Annotated in this window: 17 protein-coding genes; 7 read left to right on the top strand and 10 right to left on the bottom strand. The window is 45.7% G+C overall.

Going from position 1 to position 17,709, the window contains the following annotated elements:
* Positions 1-3: 3 nt before the first annotated feature.
* Together AAHN97_RS25955 and AAHN97_RS25950 are read right to left on the bottom strand one after the other, a co-directional pair.
* On the bottom strand, positions 4-693 hold the full coding sequence (locus AAHN97_RS25955; RefSeq protein WP_074241368.1) for an ABC transporter ATP-binding protein: 690 nt from the start codon (positions 691-693) through the stop codon (positions 4-6).
* Positions 694-736: 43 nt separating this feature from the next.
* On the bottom strand, positions 737-1,984 hold the full coding sequence (locus AAHN97_RS25950) for an efflux RND transporter periplasmic adaptor subunit (RefSeq protein ID WP_343304989.1): 1,248 nt from the start codon (positions 1,982-1,984) through the stop codon (positions 737-739).
* Between the two features lie 315 nt (positions 1,985-2,299).
* Here AAHN97_RS25950 and AAHN97_RS25945 point away from each other — a divergent pair, with 315 nt between their 5' ends.
* The 6 genes from AAHN97_RS25945 to AAHN97_RS25920 are packed head-to-tail and all read left to right on the top strand — an operon-like array spanning position 2,300 to position 9,821.
* Positions 2,300-3,646: a sigma-54-dependent transcriptional regulator gene (locus tag AAHN97_RS25945; protein ID WP_343304988.1), complete on the top strand. Its 1,347-nt coding sequence runs from the start codon at positions 2,300-2,302 to the stop codon at positions 3,644-3,646.
* Between the two features lies 1 nt (position 3,647).
* Positions 3,648-4,976 carry a sensor histidine kinase gene (locus tag AAHN97_RS25940; RefSeq protein ID WP_343304987.1) on the top strand — a complete coding sequence of 443 codons (1,329 nt, stop codon included), beginning with the start codon at positions 3,648-3,650 and terminating at the stop codon, positions 4,974-4,976.
* Positions 4,977-5,011: 35 nt separating this feature from the next.
* Entirely contained in the window at positions 5,012-5,677 is a 666-nt protein-coding gene (locus AAHN97_RS25935) for a lysoplasmalogenase (RefSeq protein WP_343304986.1), read from the top strand.
* 6 nt (positions 5,678-5,683) lie between these two features.
* A complete protein-coding gene (locus AAHN97_RS25930; RefSeq protein ID WP_343304985.1) occupies positions 5,684-7,306 on the top strand; it encodes a serine hydrolase domain-containing protein in 1,623 nt (540 codons plus the stop codon).
* 27 nt (positions 7,307-7,333) lie between these two features.
* Complete coding sequence (gene nadB, locus AAHN97_RS25925; protein ID WP_343304984.1) at positions 7,334-8,932, top strand: L-aspartate oxidase; 1,599 nt, start codon at positions 7,334-7,336, stop codon at positions 8,930-8,932.
* A gap of 4 nt (positions 8,933-8,936) precedes the next feature.
* A complete protein-coding gene (locus AAHN97_RS25920) occupies positions 8,937-9,821 on the top strand; it encodes a lysophospholipid acyltransferase family protein (RefSeq protein WP_343304983.1) in 885 nt (294 codons plus the stop codon).
* A 72-nt stretch (positions 9,822-9,893) separates the two neighbouring features.
* Here the strand turns inward: AAHN97_RS25920 and AAHN97_RS25915 are convergent, their stop codons facing one another.
* From AAHN97_RS25915 to AAHN97_RS25885, 7 genes are all read right to left on the bottom strand, one after another.
* Positions 9,894-10,268, bottom strand: coding sequence for a LysM peptidoglycan-binding domain-containing protein (locus tag AAHN97_RS25915; RefSeq protein ID WP_343304982.1), 375 nt, complete (start codon positions 10,266-10,268; stop codon positions 9,894-9,896).
* 42 nt (positions 10,269-10,310) lie between these two features.
* Positions 10,311-10,802 (bottom strand): BON domain-containing protein, encoded by a 492-nt coding sequence (locus AAHN97_RS25910; RefSeq protein WP_343304981.1) that lies wholly within the window; start codon positions 10,800-10,802, stop codon positions 10,311-10,313.
* Between the two features lie 244 nt (positions 10,803-11,046).
* The gene (locus tag AAHN97_RS25905) at positions 11,047-12,450 is read right to left on the bottom strand and encodes an MBL fold metallo-hydrolase (RefSeq protein WP_343304980.1); all 1,404 of its coding nucleotides are present in this window, start codon (positions 12,448-12,450) and stop codon (positions 11,047-11,049) included.
* A 192-nt stretch (positions 12,451-12,642) separates the two neighbouring features.
* Positions 12,643-13,002 carry an ArsR/SmtB family transcription factor gene (locus tag AAHN97_RS25900; protein ID WP_074241384.1) on the bottom strand — a complete coding sequence of 120 codons (360 nt, stop codon included), beginning with the start codon at positions 13,000-13,002 and terminating at the stop codon, positions 12,643-12,645.
* A 304-nt stretch (positions 13,003-13,306) separates the two neighbouring features.
* Positions 13,307-13,984, bottom strand: coding sequence for a tRNA (adenosine(37)-N6)-threonylcarbamoyltransferase complex dimerization subunit type 1 TsaB (gene tsaB / locus AAHN97_RS25895; RefSeq protein ID WP_343304979.1), 678 nt, complete (start codon positions 13,982-13,984; stop codon positions 13,307-13,309).
* Positions 13,985-13,994: 10 nt separating this feature from the next.
* Positions 13,995-14,630 (bottom strand): 3-hydroxyacyl-CoA dehydrogenase family protein, encoded by a 636-nt coding sequence (locus AAHN97_RS25890; RefSeq protein WP_343304978.1) that lies wholly within the window; start codon positions 14,628-14,630, stop codon positions 13,995-13,997.
* Positions 14,631-14,633: 3 nt separating this feature from the next.
* Positions 14,634-15,014, bottom strand: coding sequence for a RidA family protein (locus AAHN97_RS25885; RefSeq protein ID WP_343304977.1), 381 nt, complete (start codon positions 15,012-15,014; stop codon positions 14,634-14,636).
* Between the two features lie 129 nt (positions 15,015-15,143).
* Between AAHN97_RS25885 and AAHN97_RS25880 the strand changes: the two genes are divergently transcribed.
* Positions 15,144-15,968 (top strand): CPBP family intramembrane glutamic endopeptidase, encoded by an 825-nt coding sequence (locus tag AAHN97_RS25880; RefSeq protein WP_343304976.1) that lies wholly within the window; start codon positions 15,144-15,146, stop codon positions 15,966-15,968.
* Here the strand turns inward: AAHN97_RS25880 and AAHN97_RS25875 are convergent.
* Entirely contained in the window at positions 15,951-17,627 is a 1,677-nt protein-coding gene (locus tag AAHN97_RS25875; protein WP_343304975.1) for a L,D-transpeptidase family protein, read from the bottom strand. The genes AAHN97_RS25880 and AAHN97_RS25875 overlap by 18 nt on opposite strands.
* Positions 17,628-17,709: the final 82 nt, after the last annotated feature.

Below are 17,709 nucleotides of genomic sequence, written 5' to 3'. Positions count from 1 at the left end.
GATCTATACGTGAAATTGTTCTTTAATATTTTCTGTTACCACCTTACCATCGAAGAGGTTCACAATACGGTGTGCGAAACCAGCATCGTAGGGGGAGTGTGTTACCATGATCAGTGTGGTACCTGCATCATTCAGCTCCTGGAGTAATTTCATTACTTCTTCCCCGTTGGTAGAATCCAGGTTACCGGTAGGCTCATCCGCAAGGATCAGTTTTGGTTTGGCCACTACTGCGCGGGCAATAGCCACACGTTGTTGCTGACCACCGGAAAGCTGTTGCGGGAAGTGATTGCGGCGGTGCATGATATTCATACGCTCCAGCACTTCTTCCACTCTTTTCTTTCTTTCGCTGGAGGGTACTTTGAGGTACAGCAGCGGCAGTTCCACATTTTCAAAAACGGTCAGTTCATCTATGAGGTTAAAACTCTGGAATACAAATCCGATGTGGCCTTTGCGTAATTGCGCACGCTGACGTTCACTCATGCGGGCTACTTCTTTATCCCAGAAATGGTATTCTCCATCTGAAGGATTATCCAGCAGGCCCAGGATATTCAGCAGTGTTGATTTTCCACAACCGGAAGGCCCCATGATCGCAACAAATTCACCATCCTGTACATCCATATAAATACCATTCAATGCAGTGGTTTCTACTTCCTCAGTGGTAAAGAGTTTTTGTAAATTGACTGTTCTGATCATTGTTGTTGTTTGTTAGTGATTTGATTGTATTTGGCTTAACAAATTAAAACTCCAGTACTTCCTTGTTCCCGAAATTTTCATACGATGATGTGATCACCTGCTCTCCGGGTTGAAGCCCTTCCAGCACTTCAAAGTAAACAGGATTTTTCCTGCCGAGGGTAATGTTGCGTTTCACGGCACGTGTACCACCTTTCTCTACAACATATACCCAGTTTCCTCCTGTGTCAGAAAAGAAACCACCTACGGGCAATAAAATAGCTTCAGACGACTTTCCCAATTCGAGGCGGATAGGAGAGGATTGCCCGCGGCGGATACCTTCCGGCGCATTAGTTGAAAAATTCATGTCTACTTCAAAACGGCTGTTCTTTACTTCAGGATATACTTTAGTGATCGTCATTTCATTCTTCTTCCCATTGAATTCGAACTCTGCTTTAAGCCCTGCGAATACCCTGGATATATAATGTTCATCGATCTCAGCTCTCATTTTAAATCCGTCCAGGTCATCTATCTGGCCAATGTTCTGGCCGGCCAGGATACTGGTACCCACTTCCACATTGATGGAAGACAGTTGTCCGTCCACCGGGGCCCTTACCACCAGGTTGCTCAGGTTCTCCTTCATCAGCTGAAGGTTACGCTGTGTTCTGGCAATGGTACCTTCCAGCTGAATGATCTGGGTTTTGGAGTTATCTATCTGGTAGTCCTGGGATTTTACTTCTATTTCCCGCTGACGTACCAGCTTTTCGTAATCCCGTTTGGTTTTCAGGAATTCCTGTTCTGCCACTACTTTATCCTTGAACAGTTTGTTGTTCCGCTCGTAGATATCTTTAGCCTGATCTACCTGGTAGTCCAGGTCGCTCAGTGTTTTTTCGAGGGCAAATCTGTCCTGCCTTAAACGCAGGCGGGTATTTTGGAGTTCATTGATGAGGCGGTACATTTCAGTTTCCCTGTTCACAAAATCCATCATCAGGCGTTGGTTTTCCAAACGCAGGATAGAATCTCCGCGTTTTACCATGCTACCTCCTTCCAGGAATTTATAGGCTACATATCCTCCTTCAATGGCATCCAGGCGGATGGTCTTAAGAGGATGCACAACTGCCGTAACCACTATGTATTCATCATAGGTACCTTTGCTGACTTTGGAAATAGTGATCTTATCTTTTTCAACATTCAGTTTGCTTCTTTTATCTGCAAAAATGAAGCTCCACAAAATAAGCAGCACTACCGCACTTCCGCCTCCGATAAGGAAGATGCGTTGTTTGTTCCAGAATTTCTTTTTTAGTTGTCTATCCATGATCGTAATTGCTGCCCTAGAATATTCAATCCATGTGCCAAGCAGTGCCAAATGCCCGGATTAGCCACCATGGCGGCTATGCATATCATGACAAATATACGGCTTGTTCCAAAGCGGACAGCCCGTGTCCGTTATCGGACATTCCCCTGAACATCCGCCTGTCCTGAAAATAACCTTTCACAGCAATAAATCTTTGTTTAATATTGCTCAGGGGCCGTTTTCCCTGTGACGGCCCTTCTCAAATGCCTGTTCACCAAGCCGAACGGAATGTCATTTGCAGTAGATGGTTTACACAAGGAATTTAATATCATGCTAATGAGTACCCAGCAAGGAAAAATTTTGATCGTTGATGATGATGTGGATGTTCTCCGGGCAGCGCGCCTGTTATTAAAGCGCCATTTCGCGCAGGTGGATTTTGAAAAGAATCCCCAAAAGATCCCCTACCTGGTCAGCAATTTTGAATATGACGTGATCCTGCTGGACATGAATTTCACCCGCGACCTGAGTAGTGGCAAGGAAGGGTTTGAATGGCTGGACAAGATCCTGGACATCAACCCCAAAGCCACCGTGGTATTGTTCACCGCTTATGGAGATGTGGAAATGGCGGTAAGGGCCATCAAGGCCGGGGCAGTGGATTTTGTGCTCAAACCCTGGGAAAACGACAAACTGCTGGCCACCATCCAAACGGCGGTGGAAACCCACCAGGCCAAACAGGAGAAAAAAACCGGTGGTGCCACATTACATACAGATAACGTACTGATCGGGGACAGCCCTGCCATGCAGGAAGTACTGGAAACCGTTTCCCGGGTTGCCGGAACGGATGCCAACATCCTGATCCTGGGAGAAAATGGTACAGGAAAAGACCTCCTGGCCAAACATATCCATGCCCTCAGCCAAAGGAAGGAAAAACGTTTTGTGAGTGTAGACCTTGGTGCATTGAGTGAATCCCTCTTTGAAAGTGAACTGTTCGGCCATGTAAAAGGCGCTTTTACAGATGCCCGCGATGATCGTAACGGAAGATTTGAAGAAGCAAACGGCGGCACCATTTTCCTGGATGAGATAGGGAACATTTCCCTCCCTTTCCAGGCAAAACTATTAACGGTATTGCAGAACCGGGCCGTTACACGGGTAGGTTCCAATAAAGCCGTGAATGTAGATGTACGCCTTGTTTGTGCCACCAACCGGAATATCCAGCAAATGGCTGCACAGAACCAGTTCCGCCAGGATCTGCTCTACCGGGTAAATACCATAGAAGTACATCTGCCTCCGCTTCGTGAAAGAAGGGAAGATATTGTACCGCTCGCTGAATATTTCCTCGGCCTTTACCGTAAGAAATACAACAGGCCGGTGGCATTCCTGCATGAATCGCTCATTACACAACTGGAGCAATATGACTGGCCCGGAAATATCCGGGAACTGCAGCATGCTGTTGAAAGGGCCGTGATCCTTTGCCAGGGTAAAACACTGATGCCCAAAGATGTATTTGTGAAAGCAAATGCTGCCCCGGAGCAACTGGACACCGGTTTTAACCTGGAGGACATGGAACGGAATATGATCTCACAGGCTTTAAAAAAATGCAATGGCAATATTACCGATGCTGCCAAAGAATTAGGGCTAAGCCGCGCCGCCTTGTACAGAAGGATGGAAAAATACAATCTCTGACATGAACCGGTTCAGCCTCTATATCCTTTTGCGCATCCTTCTGATGATCACTACGATCATGGCTGGATGCTGGCTTTGGTGGAATAATTATCAGCTGGTGGTGATCCTGGTGATCCCTCTTTTGCTGACGCAGGTCTTTGGCCTGTATTATTACCTGAACAGGGTGAACCGCAAGCTCACCTTATTCCTGGAGGCTATCCGTTATGAAGATTTTTCTATCCGTTTCAGCGGGGATAATAAACTGGGCAAAAGCTTCAGTGCCCTGAACCATCAGTTCAACGAAGTACTGGAAGCTTTCCGCCAGACCCGCGCAGAGCGCGAAGCCAACCTGAAATACATTGATACCATCATTCAGCATATCAGCATCGGTGTATTATCTTTTGATACAGATGGTAAGATAGAACTGATCAACCCTGCGGCTTTCCGCCTCATGGGCATTTACCGGCTCAGGTACCTGGATGAATTAAAGGCCGCACATCCTGACCTCTCTGAATTATTAATGCAATTGCCCGCGGGGCAGAAATCACTGTATGCCACGCAGAATGGCCAGCAGCTTTCTATTCACGCGGCTACCGTAAGGTTACAGGGCAGGCTGGTAAAACTGATCTCCCTGCAGAACATTCATGCGGAACTGCAACAGAAAGAGCTGGAGGCATGGCAGAACCTCACCAAGATCCTGCGCCATGAGATCATGAATTCCGTAACGCCTATTGTAAGCCTCATTGGTACCATGCAGGATATTGTGAAGTATGATATGGGTGAGGACAAAACAGAAGCTGTGGAGGATCTGAAGGAAGCCCTGGAAACCATTGAGAGCCGCAGTAAAGGGATCATGGACTTTGTGAACGCCTATCGTGACTATACTACTTTACCCAAACCGCAATTCACCAACGTTAACCTGAAACAACTCGTGAATTCCGTGAGCAATCTGCTGCTACCTGAAATGAAAGCAGCGGGTATTATTTACCGCACGCACGTTTCACCGGATAACATTGAGATCCATGCAGATGAGACACAACTGCAAATGGTGCTGATCAATCTCATCAAAAATGCGATGGATGCATTGGAACACACCGCCAAACCCTGGATAACGGTAAAAGGCACTTTGGGAAATGCGCAGCAGATTGTTCTTGAAATAGCAGACAATGGCCCTGGTATTGAACCGGAAGCCATGGAAAGGATCTTCATTCCCTTCTTTACCACCAAAAAGAAAGGCTCCGGTATTGGGCTGAGCCTTTCCCAGCAGATCATTCAAATGCACGGCGGCCAGCTGAAAGTAGTAAGCCCTCCTTCTAAGGGTACAACTTTTTTCGTATTGCTAAATACTTAAAATGTAAGTAAGTTGCTGAATATATTCCACGGCTTATGCAAGCAAAAACCTGGGGCGCAATTTACTTTCTGATACTATTGGCTGATCTGTTGATCATAGTATGTGATATTCCTTACGCCCGGTTCGTTACCAAACCTTTACTGATGATCTTACTGGGCTGCCATTGCTGGTGGCAGGCAGGCGGTCTTTATCATCCTGCACGTAATTTCATTTTCACGGCCATCATATTTTCCTGGTGGGGAGATGTGTTCCTGCTCTTTCCTGATTTCTTTATTCCCGGTCTTATCAGTTTTCTGCTGGCGCATATCCTGTACGCTGGTTTTTTCCTGACCGTGAAACCTAAACCGCGGCCAGGGTATAGAGAATGGATCGTGGCATTGCTGGTGCTGGCATACGCAGGTTCTTTCCTGCGTTTCCTGTATCCGCACCTGGGAGCATTGCAGATCCCCGTGATAGCCTATACGGTTGTGATCACTACCATGTTGCTTTCTGCTCTTTTCGCATTTGGTTTGAAAAAAGCAATATGGAGTAAACTGTGTGTGGGTGGTGCTACCCTCTTTGTGTTATCTGATTCCATACTGGCTACTGAGAAATTCTACCTATCTTTTCCCGGCAGTTCTTTGTTGGTGATGTTAACTTATGGCCTGGCACAATGGATGATCGTAGATGGCAGTATTAAATATCTTAAGACGGTAAAATAAAATATTATGAAATCGTTCGCCCTATTCATTCTCTCCTGTAGCTTATCTGTCAATGCTTTTGCGCAGACCTGGCAGGATACACTAGCCCAGATTGAATCCGCCTTTAGCAGATATAAATCTGAAATACCCGGTGCACAATTTGCCATCAGCAGAAATGGACAGATCATTTTTTCGAAAGCCTGGGGCATGGCAGACCTGGAGCATAACGTTCCTCTCACTACGAAATCTTTACTGGAAGCCGGTTCTGTGAGTAAGCAATTTACCGCTGCCAGCATTCTTCTGCTTGAACAACAAGGCAAACTTTCTTTAAGTGATGATGTACATAAATACATCCCGGAATTACCGGATTACGGTACGCCTATCACATTAAAACAAATGATGAACCACACCAGCGGGCTGCGTGACTGGGGAACGGTGGTATCTTTAACCGGCTGGCCACGTGGAACAAAAACGTACAGTAATGAAGATGCGTTGTGGGTGATCTGCCAGCAAAAAGCACTGAATAATATTCCCGGTACTGAATACATTTATAGCAATACGAATTATACCCTGCTCACCATCATCGTAAAAAGAGTAACAGGAAAAGAGTTAACGGAATTCACCCGTCCGAATATTTTCGATCCTGCCGGGATGGAACAATCCGTATGGCGTGCATACAGGAATGTAGTGAAAGGTCGTGCTATGGCTTATTCCAAAGCCGGTACACAATATATGAACGAGATGCCGAACGAAGATGTGTATGGGCATGGCGGGTTACTGACCACCGCAGAAGAATTAGTGAAATGGGTAGCTTTTTATTCCGGGGGAAAATTCGGTACCCCTTCCCTGTTCCCTAAGCAAATAGCAACAGGCCATTTTAATAACGGCGTAGCCTACACTTATGCAGCAGGTTTAGTGATAACAAAAATAAACGGCCGCAATGCCATTATACATAACGGTGCTACTGCCAGCTATCGTGCAAATCTTGAATATTATCCGGAGCTGGGTCTTACGTTTGCCATACTGAGCAATACTTCCGCTAACGATAAGGACCCTACGAGTGCATTCAGCCTTGCCCGTAATATTTTTGTGCCTGAACCCGTACCCAATACCTTTGCAAAGCAAGCCGTACCACCATATGCCGTAACAGAAGAAAAACTAAGAAGTTATGAAGGCTGGTATAGGAACCAAAGAAGCGGAAGAGGTTTAAAAGTAGCCGTGACAGATGGTAAGCTCGCTTTCGTAGGCATTGTATCGCTGACGCCCATTAGTAAAGATCTTTTCAGGGCGGGGAACGACAGGATTGAATTCCTGCCCGGCGGTTTCCGTCAAACCACCGCTGATAAAGACACGATTGATTATACTGCTGTTGAATTCGCAAACATTAACAAAGACGGTGATGCAGCCAGGTATGTGGGAGAATATTATTCTGAAGAAGCGGAAGCCCGTTTCTTCATAAAAGCAGAAGGCACTACCGTTATGCTGGTACAAAAACCAGGAACCAAATGGATCCTTACCCCCCAATATAAAGATGGGTTCAGTTCTCCCTACGGGCCCTTATATTTTGTGCGGGACGCACAGAATAAGATCACAGGGTTTAAAGTATCCCAGGACCGGGCGCGGAATGTATCCTTTATTAAGGTGAAATAAGCTCATAATTGCCTAATTTTGATGCCTATGCATCAAACAGATTTCCTGGTAGTAGGTTCCGGGATTGCAGGGCTCACTTATGCATTGAAAGTGGCAGAGCAATGTCCGGATAAGAAGGTAACCATCATTACCAAAACCCGAGAGGACGAGACCAATACCAAGTACGCTCAGGGCGGCGTTGCCGTGGTGAACGACCTGGAGAACGATAGCTTTGAAAAACACATCGAAGATACCCTCATTGCCGGTGACGGGCTTTGCAATGAAAAGATCGTGGAGATAGTGGTGAAAGAAGGGCCGGACCGTGTGAATGAATTGATATCCTGGGGCGCCAATTTTGATAAAGCGCCGGACGGAGATTATGCATTGGGCAAAGAAGGCGGCCACTCTGAATTCCGGGTGATCCATCATAAGGATGTTACCGGTAAGGAAATTGAAAGGGCACTGCTGGAAGCCATCCGCCGGAAAAGCAATATAGAACTCATTACGCATTGTTTTGTGGTGGAATTGATCACCCAGCACCATCTCGGATACCTCGTTACAAAATCTACCCTTGATATTGAGTGTTACGGCATCTATGTGCTGAACCTCAAAACAAATAAAATAGAAAAGATCCTTTCCCGTGTTACCCTCCTGGCCACAGGTGGTAACGGACAGGTATACCGTACCACTACCAACCCTGTTATTGCTACAGGAGATGGCGTGGCCATGGTATATCGCGCAAAGGGGCGGATAGAGAACATGGAGTTCATCCAGTTCCATCCCACTGCGTTGTATCAGCCCAGTGAAAGTCCTGCTTACCTGATCACTGAAGCCGTTCGCGGTGATGGCGGAATTTTGCGTAATAAAAGCGGGGAAGACTTCATGCATAAATATGACCCGCGTCTTTCCCTTGCTCCCCGTGATATTGTAGCCCGGGCAATTGACAGTGAAATGAAGATCACGGGTACAGAACATGTATACCTGGATTGCCGGCATATGGACATGGAAAAGTTCATTCACCACTTCCCCAATATTTACGAAAAGTGTAAGTCGCTGGGAATTGATGTGGCGAAGGATATGATCCCTGTTGCGCCGGCAGCGCATTACAGCTGCGGGGGTATTAAAACAGATGATATGGGCCGCACTTCCATCCGCAACCTGTATGCCTGCGGAGAATGTGCCAGTACAGGTTTACATGGTGCCAACCGGCTTGCCTCCAATTCCTTGCTGGAAGCGATGGTGTTTGCACACCGTTGTTACCTGGATGCCGTACAAGCTATCGAAAACACTTCTTTCCAGGAAAGCATACCGGACTGGAATACACTGGGTACCACGGCTCCAAAGGAAATGATCCTCATCACGCAAAGCCTCAAGGAACTCAAACAGATCATGAGTGATTATGTGGGGATCGTTAGAACCAATGTGCGGATAGAACGTGCTATGCGCAGGCTGGACATCCTTCACCTGGAAACGGAAGCCCTTTACCGGGAAACAGCCGTTTCTCCCCAGCTCTGCGAATTGCGGAACCTGATCACCGCCGGTTACCTGATCGTAAAAGGTGCTGCCTTCCGCAAAGAAAGCAGGGGTTTACATTACAATACTGATTATCCGTATAAGAGCGAATTGGTGCAGAACATTATATTGTAGGGTCATGTATTATCTATTATTAGCCTTTTGTTATGGCATTTCCATTCTTCCGCTGTGGCTGTTGTACATCATCAGCGATGGATTGTGTTTTCTTGTGTATAACGTGATCGGCTATCGGAAGAAGGTGGTGTTTGAGAACCTGAAGCAGGCTTTCCCTGATAAAACAGATGCAGAGATCCGCCGGATCGCTAAAAAATACTACCGCAATCTTACGGACATGATGGTGGAAACCATCAAACTGCTCACCATGAGCAAACGCTCTTTGCAGAAACGCTTCGACTGTGATCTTACCGTATTGCAGCAATTATACGATCAGGGTAAAAGCTGCCAATTACACCTCGGCCATAATTTCAACTGGGAATGGGCCAACCTCTTTTGCATGCAGGGCGTACGGTTTCCTTTCCTGGTAGTGTTTATGCCAATCACCAATAAAGGCGTTAACCGCATGTTCACTCACTTCAGGGAAAAATTCGGAACAGTGCTGGTACCGGCCAATGATATGAAAACAGGCATGGCGCCATGGATCGGTAAACAATACCTGCTTGCTTTGGTAGCTGATCAGAATCCCGGAAACCCGCGCCGTTGTTACTGGTATCCTTTCCTCAATAAAATGACGCCCTTTTACAAAGGCCCTGAAATGAGTGCGAGGAGATATAATATCCCGGTGGTTTTTGCGGATATCCGTAAGGTAAGAAGGGGTTATTATAAAGCACAACTAAAGCTGGCTTTCGAGAACCCCATAGAAGAACCGGAAGGAAAGATCACCGAGGCTTTTGTGCAGTATTTAGAAAAGAATATTCACGAGCAGCCGGAAGTATGGGTTTGGAGCCATAGGCGTTGGAAACATGCTTACAGGCCGGAGTATGAGAATGCAGGTTCTGAGGAATAGGGAGAAATATACCTGAGATTATTTTACTAATACTAAAAAGGGCACTCTTCACAGAGCGCCCTTTTTTATTACTTATGCGGAAGGTATCTTCAGTTTCCAACCCGGTTGTATGATATCCGGATTCTTGATCTGATCTTTATTGGCCTCATAGATCTTCTGCCAGGTAAGGCCCGGATAATTCTTAGCGATCTTACTAAGATTATCTCCTGCCTTCACTTCATATTCCTGTTCTGCACCTTCTGCTACAGAAATGTTCAGCACCATATCGCCAGACCTCATTTCAGGGTCCAGTTTTTCATAAGTGCCCCAGATCTGATCTTTTACCGCAGAGGAGGGTGCAGTACCTGTTACATACAGCACATTATTTTGCTCTACCACTTGCAAACCGGTAACACCGGCGCTGGTAGCCTGTTGAATGAGTGTTGCATATTTATCTTGTAGTGCCATGATATTACTTTTTTAAGGTTAATGGTGGAATGAAAAGCCGGCTTATTGCAGTGTCAGTTTATTGAGCACTTTCTTAGGCTTGGCTTCGTTAGCTGCCTGCATTACTTTCTTGAGATCTGCTTTTGCAATGGTGCCGGTTAAGGTTACTTCCCCGTTGGCAACGGTAGCCGTTACACCCTTAATGCCATGCGCGTTCAATGCAGAGTCAACACTGTTCCTTACAATGTCGTCCGGATTGATCACAACAGGTGGTGGTGGTGGTGGAGGTGGTGTTACCATGATATTGTTGGTAACGGATTTAACCCCCTTAACGCCTTTAGCAGCAGCTTCGGCAGTGGATTTTGCAGCATCATCAACAACTTCACCACTCAGCGTGGCTACCCCTCCCTTCACTTCTGCAATTACGCCCGGCGCAGCTGTAGATAACTTGTCATTCACTTCTTTCTGAAGCTTCGCATCGCTTGGAGCACAAGCGTACAAGAGAATACCCATCATTGCAAGACAGGCGAGTAAAAAGGATTTGCGCTGTTTCATAAGATTAAAATTTTATAGGAATTTAACGAATCCCTGTTGAAACGACAACTATTTATTTGTTTAAATAATTGTTACGCAATGAGATATGTAATAATATATTTTCTCTATAAGTACTTTTATTTGTATGTGTTTTATGCCTAAACCGTATATGTAGTTATAAGATGCACTTACAAGGTTGTTATAGGTACAAAAAAATTCCGCACCGGAGCAACCGGTGCGGAACATGCTTTATTCGTTAATAAAATTAGTTCAGTACATTTTTCTCCTGCACTATTTCAATGCCTTCCTGATCTTTCAGCTTGGCAAAACCACCATTTACATTCCGCAGGTTATGGATGCCTTCCCTTTTCATGATAGAGCAGGCAATCACACTACGGTAACCACCGGCGCAATGTACATAGAGGTTATGGTTATCCTCAATGTCCGCCAGGTTGCCGGGATCAGTTAATTCGCTCAGCGTCATATTCAGAGCACCCTGTACGTGACCATCTGCATATTCAGTTGGTTTACGCACATCCACCACCAGCAGGTTTGGATCATGCGGCATGTCCATGGCCAGTTCATCAGCATCAACAGAGATGATCAGGTCAAAAGGTTCACCGGCTGCTTTCCAGGCTTCGTAACCACCTTCCAGGTAACCTTCTACTTTATCAAATCCAACACGTGCAAGCCGTACAATGGTTTCTTCTTCCTGCCCTGGTTCAGTTACCAGTATCATGGACTGCTTAAAAGGTAACAGGCTGCCTGCCCATTCTGCAAAACGGCCTTCCAGCCCTATGCTGATGGAACCGGGTACAAACCCTTCCGTAAACACATTGGCATTACGGGTATCAAGGATCACCGCATCTGCTTTTATTTTTTCTTTGAATGCTTCTATGGATAAAGGTTTCAGACTTCTTTCCATCAACACCTGCATGGCATCATATCCCTCTTTATTGATCTTTGCATTGATCGGGAAATATTGCGGGGGTGCACTCAAACCTTCTGTTACCTGTGCAATAAAATCGTCTTTATCTGTTGCCAGCAAAGCATAGTTGGAACTCTTTTCCTCACCGATGGTGCTGTAAGTGTTCGGGCCTAAATTTTTGCCGCAGGAACTTCCCGGACCGTGCGCAGGATATACGATCACGTTATCAGGAATGGGTTTTATTTTGTTGTTCAGGGATTCGAATAGATGCCCTGCCAGTTCTTCTTTACTGAGGGAACCACTGAAAAGATCAGGACGGCCCACATCACCCACAAACAAAGTATCACCTGTGAAAATGGCGTTCGGCTCGTTCTTTTCATCAAAGAGCAGGTAACATGTACTCTCCATGGTATGACCAGGGGTATGCAATGCACGGATCTTCAGTTTTCCAATCGGAAAATCTTCTCCGTCTGCTGCAATATGAACCGGGAAATTAGTAGTAGTATTAGGCCCGTAAACAATTGGCGCTTTTGTGGCCGCGGCAAGGTCCAGGTGACCGGAAACAAAGTCCGCATGAAAATGGGTCTCAAAAATGTATTTAATGGTAGCATTCCGTTCGCGGGCAAGTTCCAGGTAAGGTTCAATGTCCCGTAACGGATCAATCACTGCAGCCACTCCTTCAGACTCTATAAAATATGCGGCTTCCGATAAGCACCCCGTGTATAACTGCTTAATGAACATATGGTCGTCTTTGATTTTGGCAAAAATACGAAGAAGTTCACAAGTGGAGCGTGACAGATGTCAATCAGAAGTAAAACCATGATCATTGAAAGGATCCATAAAAAAAGACCATCTTCCGTAGAAGACAGTCTTTCAGTATGGATTGGAGCCGCTTCCTGCGGCTTGACATTGAAAAAGATTGTGTTGATGAGACTATCCCACCAGCTCTTCGACAAACTTAGCAACTTCAGCAATACGCTGCTTGTTGATAGTATAGTGAATAAACTTACCGTCTCTCTCGGTAATCACGATACCTGCACGTCTTAAAATAGCCAGGTGTTGGGATGCTACAGACTGCTCTAATCTCAACTTCACATAGATCTCCGTTACGGTCATGCGCTTATGGTCTTCCAACAGCTTGATCATCTGCTGGCGCAGCTTGTGGTTGATGGCTCTCAACACCATAGCGGCCTTCTTAACGGCAATGTAATCCAATTTGATCTGATCTTTTTCATTGTTACCTCTCGAAATAATAAGGGTATTTGATGAGGTAGTTAATAATTGTTTTTCCATCGCAAAATAGTTTTAAAAAATAATGAAATGACAGGGATCAACGGACAGTAAAACGCGACTATTAGACAATGATCGCGGATATTGATTATACAAAATTATAATATCTGTCACAATAAAAAAAATTTCTATACCTTCTTTTTTAATATATAATTCCGAATATGCCGTATTTTATCACAATTTGACAATTCTCTGACACTTTCAGGCGTGTTTTACTGTCCAAATCGCCTCTCTCAGATTATAACGCTTTTAAATGCGTAATATGATGCGGCGAAATGCTAAAAATCTGCTAAAAAATTAAGGGATGTTACTTTTTTCCGGGGTGGTAAAAGGCTTTTAAATAGTTGGGCGTGAAGTAGGCAACATCCTCGAAAGCCTTATTGGTAAAGGCTTTCTCTGCCAGGGGGATCATGTGGGCAGCGGAAATATGATAGGCCGGAAATGATGCATTAGGCTGGACTCCTAATAATATCTGCCATTTTGGGGCTCCGTCACCGAAAAAAACGGTGCTTTTTGCAAACATATAAGGATCAAATGATTGTGTTTCCAGCACCATTGCCTGGGGTTCCAAAACAGGTTCAAGATCCTTATTATATACCGCGGTAAATACTTCCATTCTCCGGGCATCGATCATGGGAACAAAATAAACATCATCTCCTTCATAAGATGCTTTCATTCCATTGGCCATCATCTGCAATGTGGAAACTGCGATCAATGGTTTATTCCAGGTATAACACAATCCTTTTGCCGTAGCGGCGCCTACACGAAGTCCTGTATAAGAGCCGGGCCCTGCGCTTACTGCAATCGCGTCCAGTTCCTGCGCACTGCGGTGATGCCGCTCCAGTAGGGTTTTTACGAAGATGCCCACAGTTGCAGCATGATCGCGCTGTTCTATGTTTTCCATTGTTTCCAATGCCACACCATTCTCTGAAAGAGAAACGGAACCAATAGCAGTAGCTGTATCTATATGAAGGATCAGTGCCAATTTCGCTGTTTTATTGTTGTGCCTCGTATTCCTGCTGCAATAAGGAGCATACCTTGTACCGTTCATTACCGGTATGTTGATATACTGCCTGTAATACTTCGTATACGTGGCGGATGCCAATTTTTTTACTCCATTCAAAAGGGCCCATGGGATAATTGGTGCCCAGCTTCATGGAAATATCTATGTCTTCCCGCGATGCGGTTCCTTCTTCGGCAGTGAAATACGCTTCGTTGATGATCATGCAGATCACCCGCGGAGTGACCATACCAATGGTGGGCGTTATACTTTCGTATATCCAGCCCAGTTGCTGCATCAGGGCCTCAGGTTTAGCTGCAATCTCCAAAATGGGCATGCTGATAAAACCCGGCAGCAGATTGCAGCCATAAATATGATCGATGGAATTTCCTGCTGCATATTGCTGCAATTCCGCAGCGGTTATTTTCACCAGGCATGCTAATACAGGAACCCGGGGATGTGCTGCATAGAAAGCTGCTCTTTGCGGATGTTCGTCAAGGGACAGGTCGATCACAAGGTCCACAGACATGTTTGTGGGTTCCGGTGCAGTAAACACCTGGTGCCCTCCAAAATCTTTACTGTTCCGCAACTCTTCCCAACGTAACAGATCTCCTGTAATAAGTATCTGCATCGGCTACTTAATAGCTATCATGGAAATCTCCACATTCACTCCTTTAGGCAGACCGGCTACCTGAACAGTTTCGCGCGCAGGGAAGTAACCGGAGAAGTATTTTCCGTACACTTCGTTGATCTGCGAGAAATCATTCATGTCCATAATGAAGATGGTGGTTTTCACTACATCTGAAAAATCCATTCCGGCTTCGGTAAGGATAGCACGAAGGTTCTGCATCACCCGGTGTGTCTCGGAAGTGATATCCTCCTTTTCGATGTGGCCGGTTTCAGGATTCAGGGCTATCTGGCCGGAGATGAATAAGGTACTCCCGGCTTTGATAGCCTGGTTATAAGGACCTATTGGCGCCGGGGCGCCACTTGTATTAATAACCTGTTTTTCCATAGGTTACAAAAATAAGGTTTTAGCAGGTAGTTTAACAGTAGGGCTATTGCGTTGCATATTCAAAATGATTATATTAGCATTATTAAGACAATATCGAAATACCATATCTAACAACATTATCCCACGATTATGTATGTCAAAACCCTGAATGGTCTTTCTCTGAATGGGGCCTGGCAAATGCAGCTCAGGCTGTATGTTGCCTGGATAGTTGGGTCCGCAGCGGCCTTTCTTTTTACGGGGAATAATTTACTGGCATATCCTTCTCTGCTCCTTACCATTCACCTGGTGAGTGTGATAGCTGTGGTAGTATATGCCCTGAGCCGCCAAAAGGATAATTTCACGCTGATCCCAAAGATCAATATTTCACTGGAAACATTCCTTATGGCTTTTTCCATGGCACTTGCACTGGTTGTGGTAAAAGATGCGGTAAGTTACCTGCTGCCTTTGCCGGAGTGGAAAGAGCTGTCTTTTACTTCCGTAAATACCAGTTCTTTCTATACGATCCTTACAACGGTGATGTTTGCGGCTATTATGGAAGAAATGCTTTTCAGGGGTATTATCATGGAAGCGTTGTTACACCGTTATTCCGGGGGCATTGCTCTGCTGCAAAGTTCTTTGTTATATATGCTGGCTCATCCTGATCCGGCACAAATGCCGGGAGCCCTTTTGCTGGGTTTGCTTTGTGGTTTCTTTTACCTGCGGTTGCGGGACCTTTGCAGTTGCTTTCTCATTCATCTTACCAATAATGCTGCTACGGCTATCTTAATCTCCGGAGGATCCCTGCAGTTTGTGATCACTGATCCCACCACTTATTATGCGATCGTGGGTGGCTGCCTGCTGGCATTAGTGGCCGGATATTTTCTGCTCAAACGTTTCACCGTTCAGGTAAAACCACACTCCTATCTAAGCAAGGAAAATATCCGGGCCAAATCTGTTTTATTTTCCGAACAGTAACTTAGCTAGTTTGGCATCGTGGCCATACACATCGTCCCTGAAATTCAACTGGCCTTTATAGTTCACCCATGCGGTGAAATATCCTATGTACACCGGCACTTTCTCTTTCAGTGTTACATACTTTTCTTTACCGGCATTCATGGCAGCATCTATTTTAGGTTCCGTCCAGCTGGAATCTTTGCGCAATAACCATTGTGCCAGCCGTTTAGGTTCTGACACACGGATGCAGCCATGGCTGAAGGAACGTTTGGTTTCATTGAACAAACCTTTGGACGGGGTATCGTGCAGGTAGATGTTGTATTCGTTGGGGAATAAGAATTTCACTTTACCCAATGAGTTGGCGCCACCTGGTTTTTGCCTTACGATGTAAGGAAAGTTACTGCCTGAGTATTTAGAAACATTGATGGAGCTTAAAGGGAGCACTTTTCCGCTGGACCCTACAATTTCCATGTTCAGCCTGTTAAGATATCCATTGCCGCTGCGTTTGATGCCCGGCAATACTTCCTTGCCCAAAATGCCCGGTGGCACATTCCAGTAAGGACTGAATACAATGTATTTCATTTCACGGCTGAAGATAACGGTGCTGGCACCTGGTGTTCCCACTACCACATTACAGTCCCAGGCCAGTTTACCATTTTCATATGCGTGCATTTTGAACTCGGGAATATTCACGAGGATGTAATCCGTATTCACTTCTACAGGTACCCAGCGCAAACGTTCCATATTCAGCATCAGTTGATGCATATAATGTTCCAGGGGCCTGTTCAGGGCATCCAGTGTCTGCTGTTTGAGAATGCCATCCGGTTTGTGCCCCATCCTTGCCTGGTAGGTTTTTAAAGCGGAATCCAGCGGCTGCGTGAAAAGAGCGGAAGTGTCCTTTTCTTTCAGATCTCCCAGCAGGCTCAGGCGTTGTTTGATCACAGGAATTAAAACAGATGAATCGCCCAGCTTGATTGTTTTCTTCCTGTCTGCCAGTTTCAAAGAATCCCATGCAGGCTTCTTGCTAACGATGAGCGCGAGTTTCTGCAATTCGTCCCGCAGCAATTTATACTGGCGGTTCACGGGTTCTTCTTTACTGATCCTTTCTTTGGGATTAGCGATCACGGAATCCAGCAGGCTGCTGATGTCTATTTTCTTACGGGGGATGAACCATTCCAGGTTCTTTGCATTATCGCTGGTGATGCCGCCCCATACCAGGTTGCCATATACGAAGAACTGGCCGGTGAGGCTTAATTCTGTAATAGGTACAATGGAATCGGTCCTGTTGAGGGAATCTCCCATGAGGGCCAGTGAATCATATAATGCCATTACACGGCTTTTATCCAGTGTGCTGTCTTTAATACCGCTCTCTTCATCCTGGCGCATCATGTTCATAAATCCGCCGGCCTGTTCCGTGATACCCTCTTCGGTTATCCAGGCATAGTGATAGCCGCGTTTGCGGTAGAAGTCGCGGATAGCTTCCCCATAGGCGGCAAACTGTGGATTCCTGTCCAGGAATGTCCCCACAAAATTACTGTCCAGCGTCTGGGCAATATATTCCTGTTTGGTGTAGTGGCTGGTATCCCGGTTGATCCCTTCTTTTTCGGATCTTTTACCCTGCTGGCAGGCGGCCAGTATAACAATGATGATGAGTGAGAGGTAGACGAGCTTCTTCTGCATAGACACGATGATTTACGGAGGTATAACAATTTTACCCTGAGTATGTTGCGTATAAAACTAACAACAATTATGCGAGAAAATA

The organism is Chitinophaga niabensis (genome assembly GCF_039545795.1).
Taxonomy (GTDB): Bacteria; Bacteroidota; Bacteroidia; order Chitinophagales; family Chitinophagaceae; genus Chitinophaga; species Chitinophaga niabensis_B.
Note: the sequence above shows the minus strand (reverse complement) of the source record. Positions and strands in the feature narration are given on the sequence as shown.

What these genes read in the sequence shown, in the direction of transcription:
- nadB (WP_343304984.1), top strand. Translation starts at nt 7,334, where the DNA reads ATGCATCAAACAGATTTCCTGGTAGTAGGTTCCGGGATTGCAGGGCTC.
- AAHN97_RS25905 (WP_343304980.1), bottom strand. Translation starts at nt 12,450, where the DNA reads ATGTTCATTAAGCAGTTATACACGGGGTGCTTATCGGAAGCCGCATAT.
- AAHN97_RS25885 (WP_343304977.1), bottom strand. Translation starts at nt 15,014, where the DNA reads ATGGAAAAACAGGTTATTAATACAAGTGGCGCCCCGGCGCCAATAGGT.
- AAHN97_RS25900 (WP_074241384.1), bottom strand. Translation starts at nt 13,002, where the DNA reads ATGGAAAAACAATTATTAACTACCTCATCAAATACCCTTATTATTTCG.
- AAHN97_RS25935 (WP_343304986.1), top strand. Translation starts at nt 5,012, where the DNA reads ATGCAAGCAAAAACCTGGGGCGCAATTTACTTTCTGATACTATTGGCT.
- AAHN97_RS25910 (WP_343304981.1), bottom strand. Translation starts at nt 10,802, where the DNA reads ATGAAACAGCGCAAATCCTTTTTACTCGCCTGTCTTGCAATGATGGGT.
- AAHN97_RS25955 (WP_074241368.1), bottom strand. Translation starts at nt 693, where the DNA reads ATGATCAGAACAGTCAATTTACAAAAACTCTTTACCACTGAGGAAGTA.
- AAHN97_RS25930 (WP_343304985.1), top strand. Translation starts at nt 5,684, where the DNA reads ATGAAATCGTTCGCCCTATTCATTCTCTCCTGTAGCTTATCTGTCAAT.
- AAHN97_RS25915 (WP_343304982.1), bottom strand. Translation starts at nt 10,268, where the DNA reads ATGGCACTACAAGATAAATATGCAACACTCATTCAACAGGCTACCAGC.
- AAHN97_RS25940 (WP_343304987.1), top strand. Translation starts at nt 3,648, where the DNA reads ATGAACCGGTTCAGCCTCTATATCCTTTTGCGCATCCTTCTGATGATC.
- AAHN97_RS25890 (WP_343304978.1), bottom strand. Translation starts at nt 14,630, where the DNA reads ATGCAGATACTTATTACAGGAGATCTGTTACGTTGGGAAGAGTTGCGG.
- AAHN97_RS25950 (WP_343304989.1), bottom strand. Translation starts at nt 1,984, where the DNA reads ATGGATAGACAACTAAAAAAGAAATTCTGGAACAAACAACGCATCTTC.
- AAHN97_RS25920 (WP_343304983.1), top strand. Translation starts at nt 8,937, where the DNA reads ATGTATTATCTATTATTAGCCTTTTGTTATGGCATTTCCATTCTTCCG.
- AAHN97_RS25875 (WP_343304975.1), bottom strand. Translation starts at nt 17,627, where the DNA reads ATGCAGAAGAAGCTCGTCTACCTCTCACTCATCATCATTGTTATACTG.
- AAHN97_RS25880 (WP_343304976.1), top strand. Translation starts at nt 15,144, where the DNA reads ATGTATGTCAAAACCCTGAATGGTCTTTCTCTGAATGGGGCCTGGCAA.
- AAHN97_RS25945 (WP_343304988.1), top strand. Translation starts at nt 2,300, where the DNA reads ATGAGTACCCAGCAAGGAAAAATTTTGATCGTTGATGATGATGTGGAT.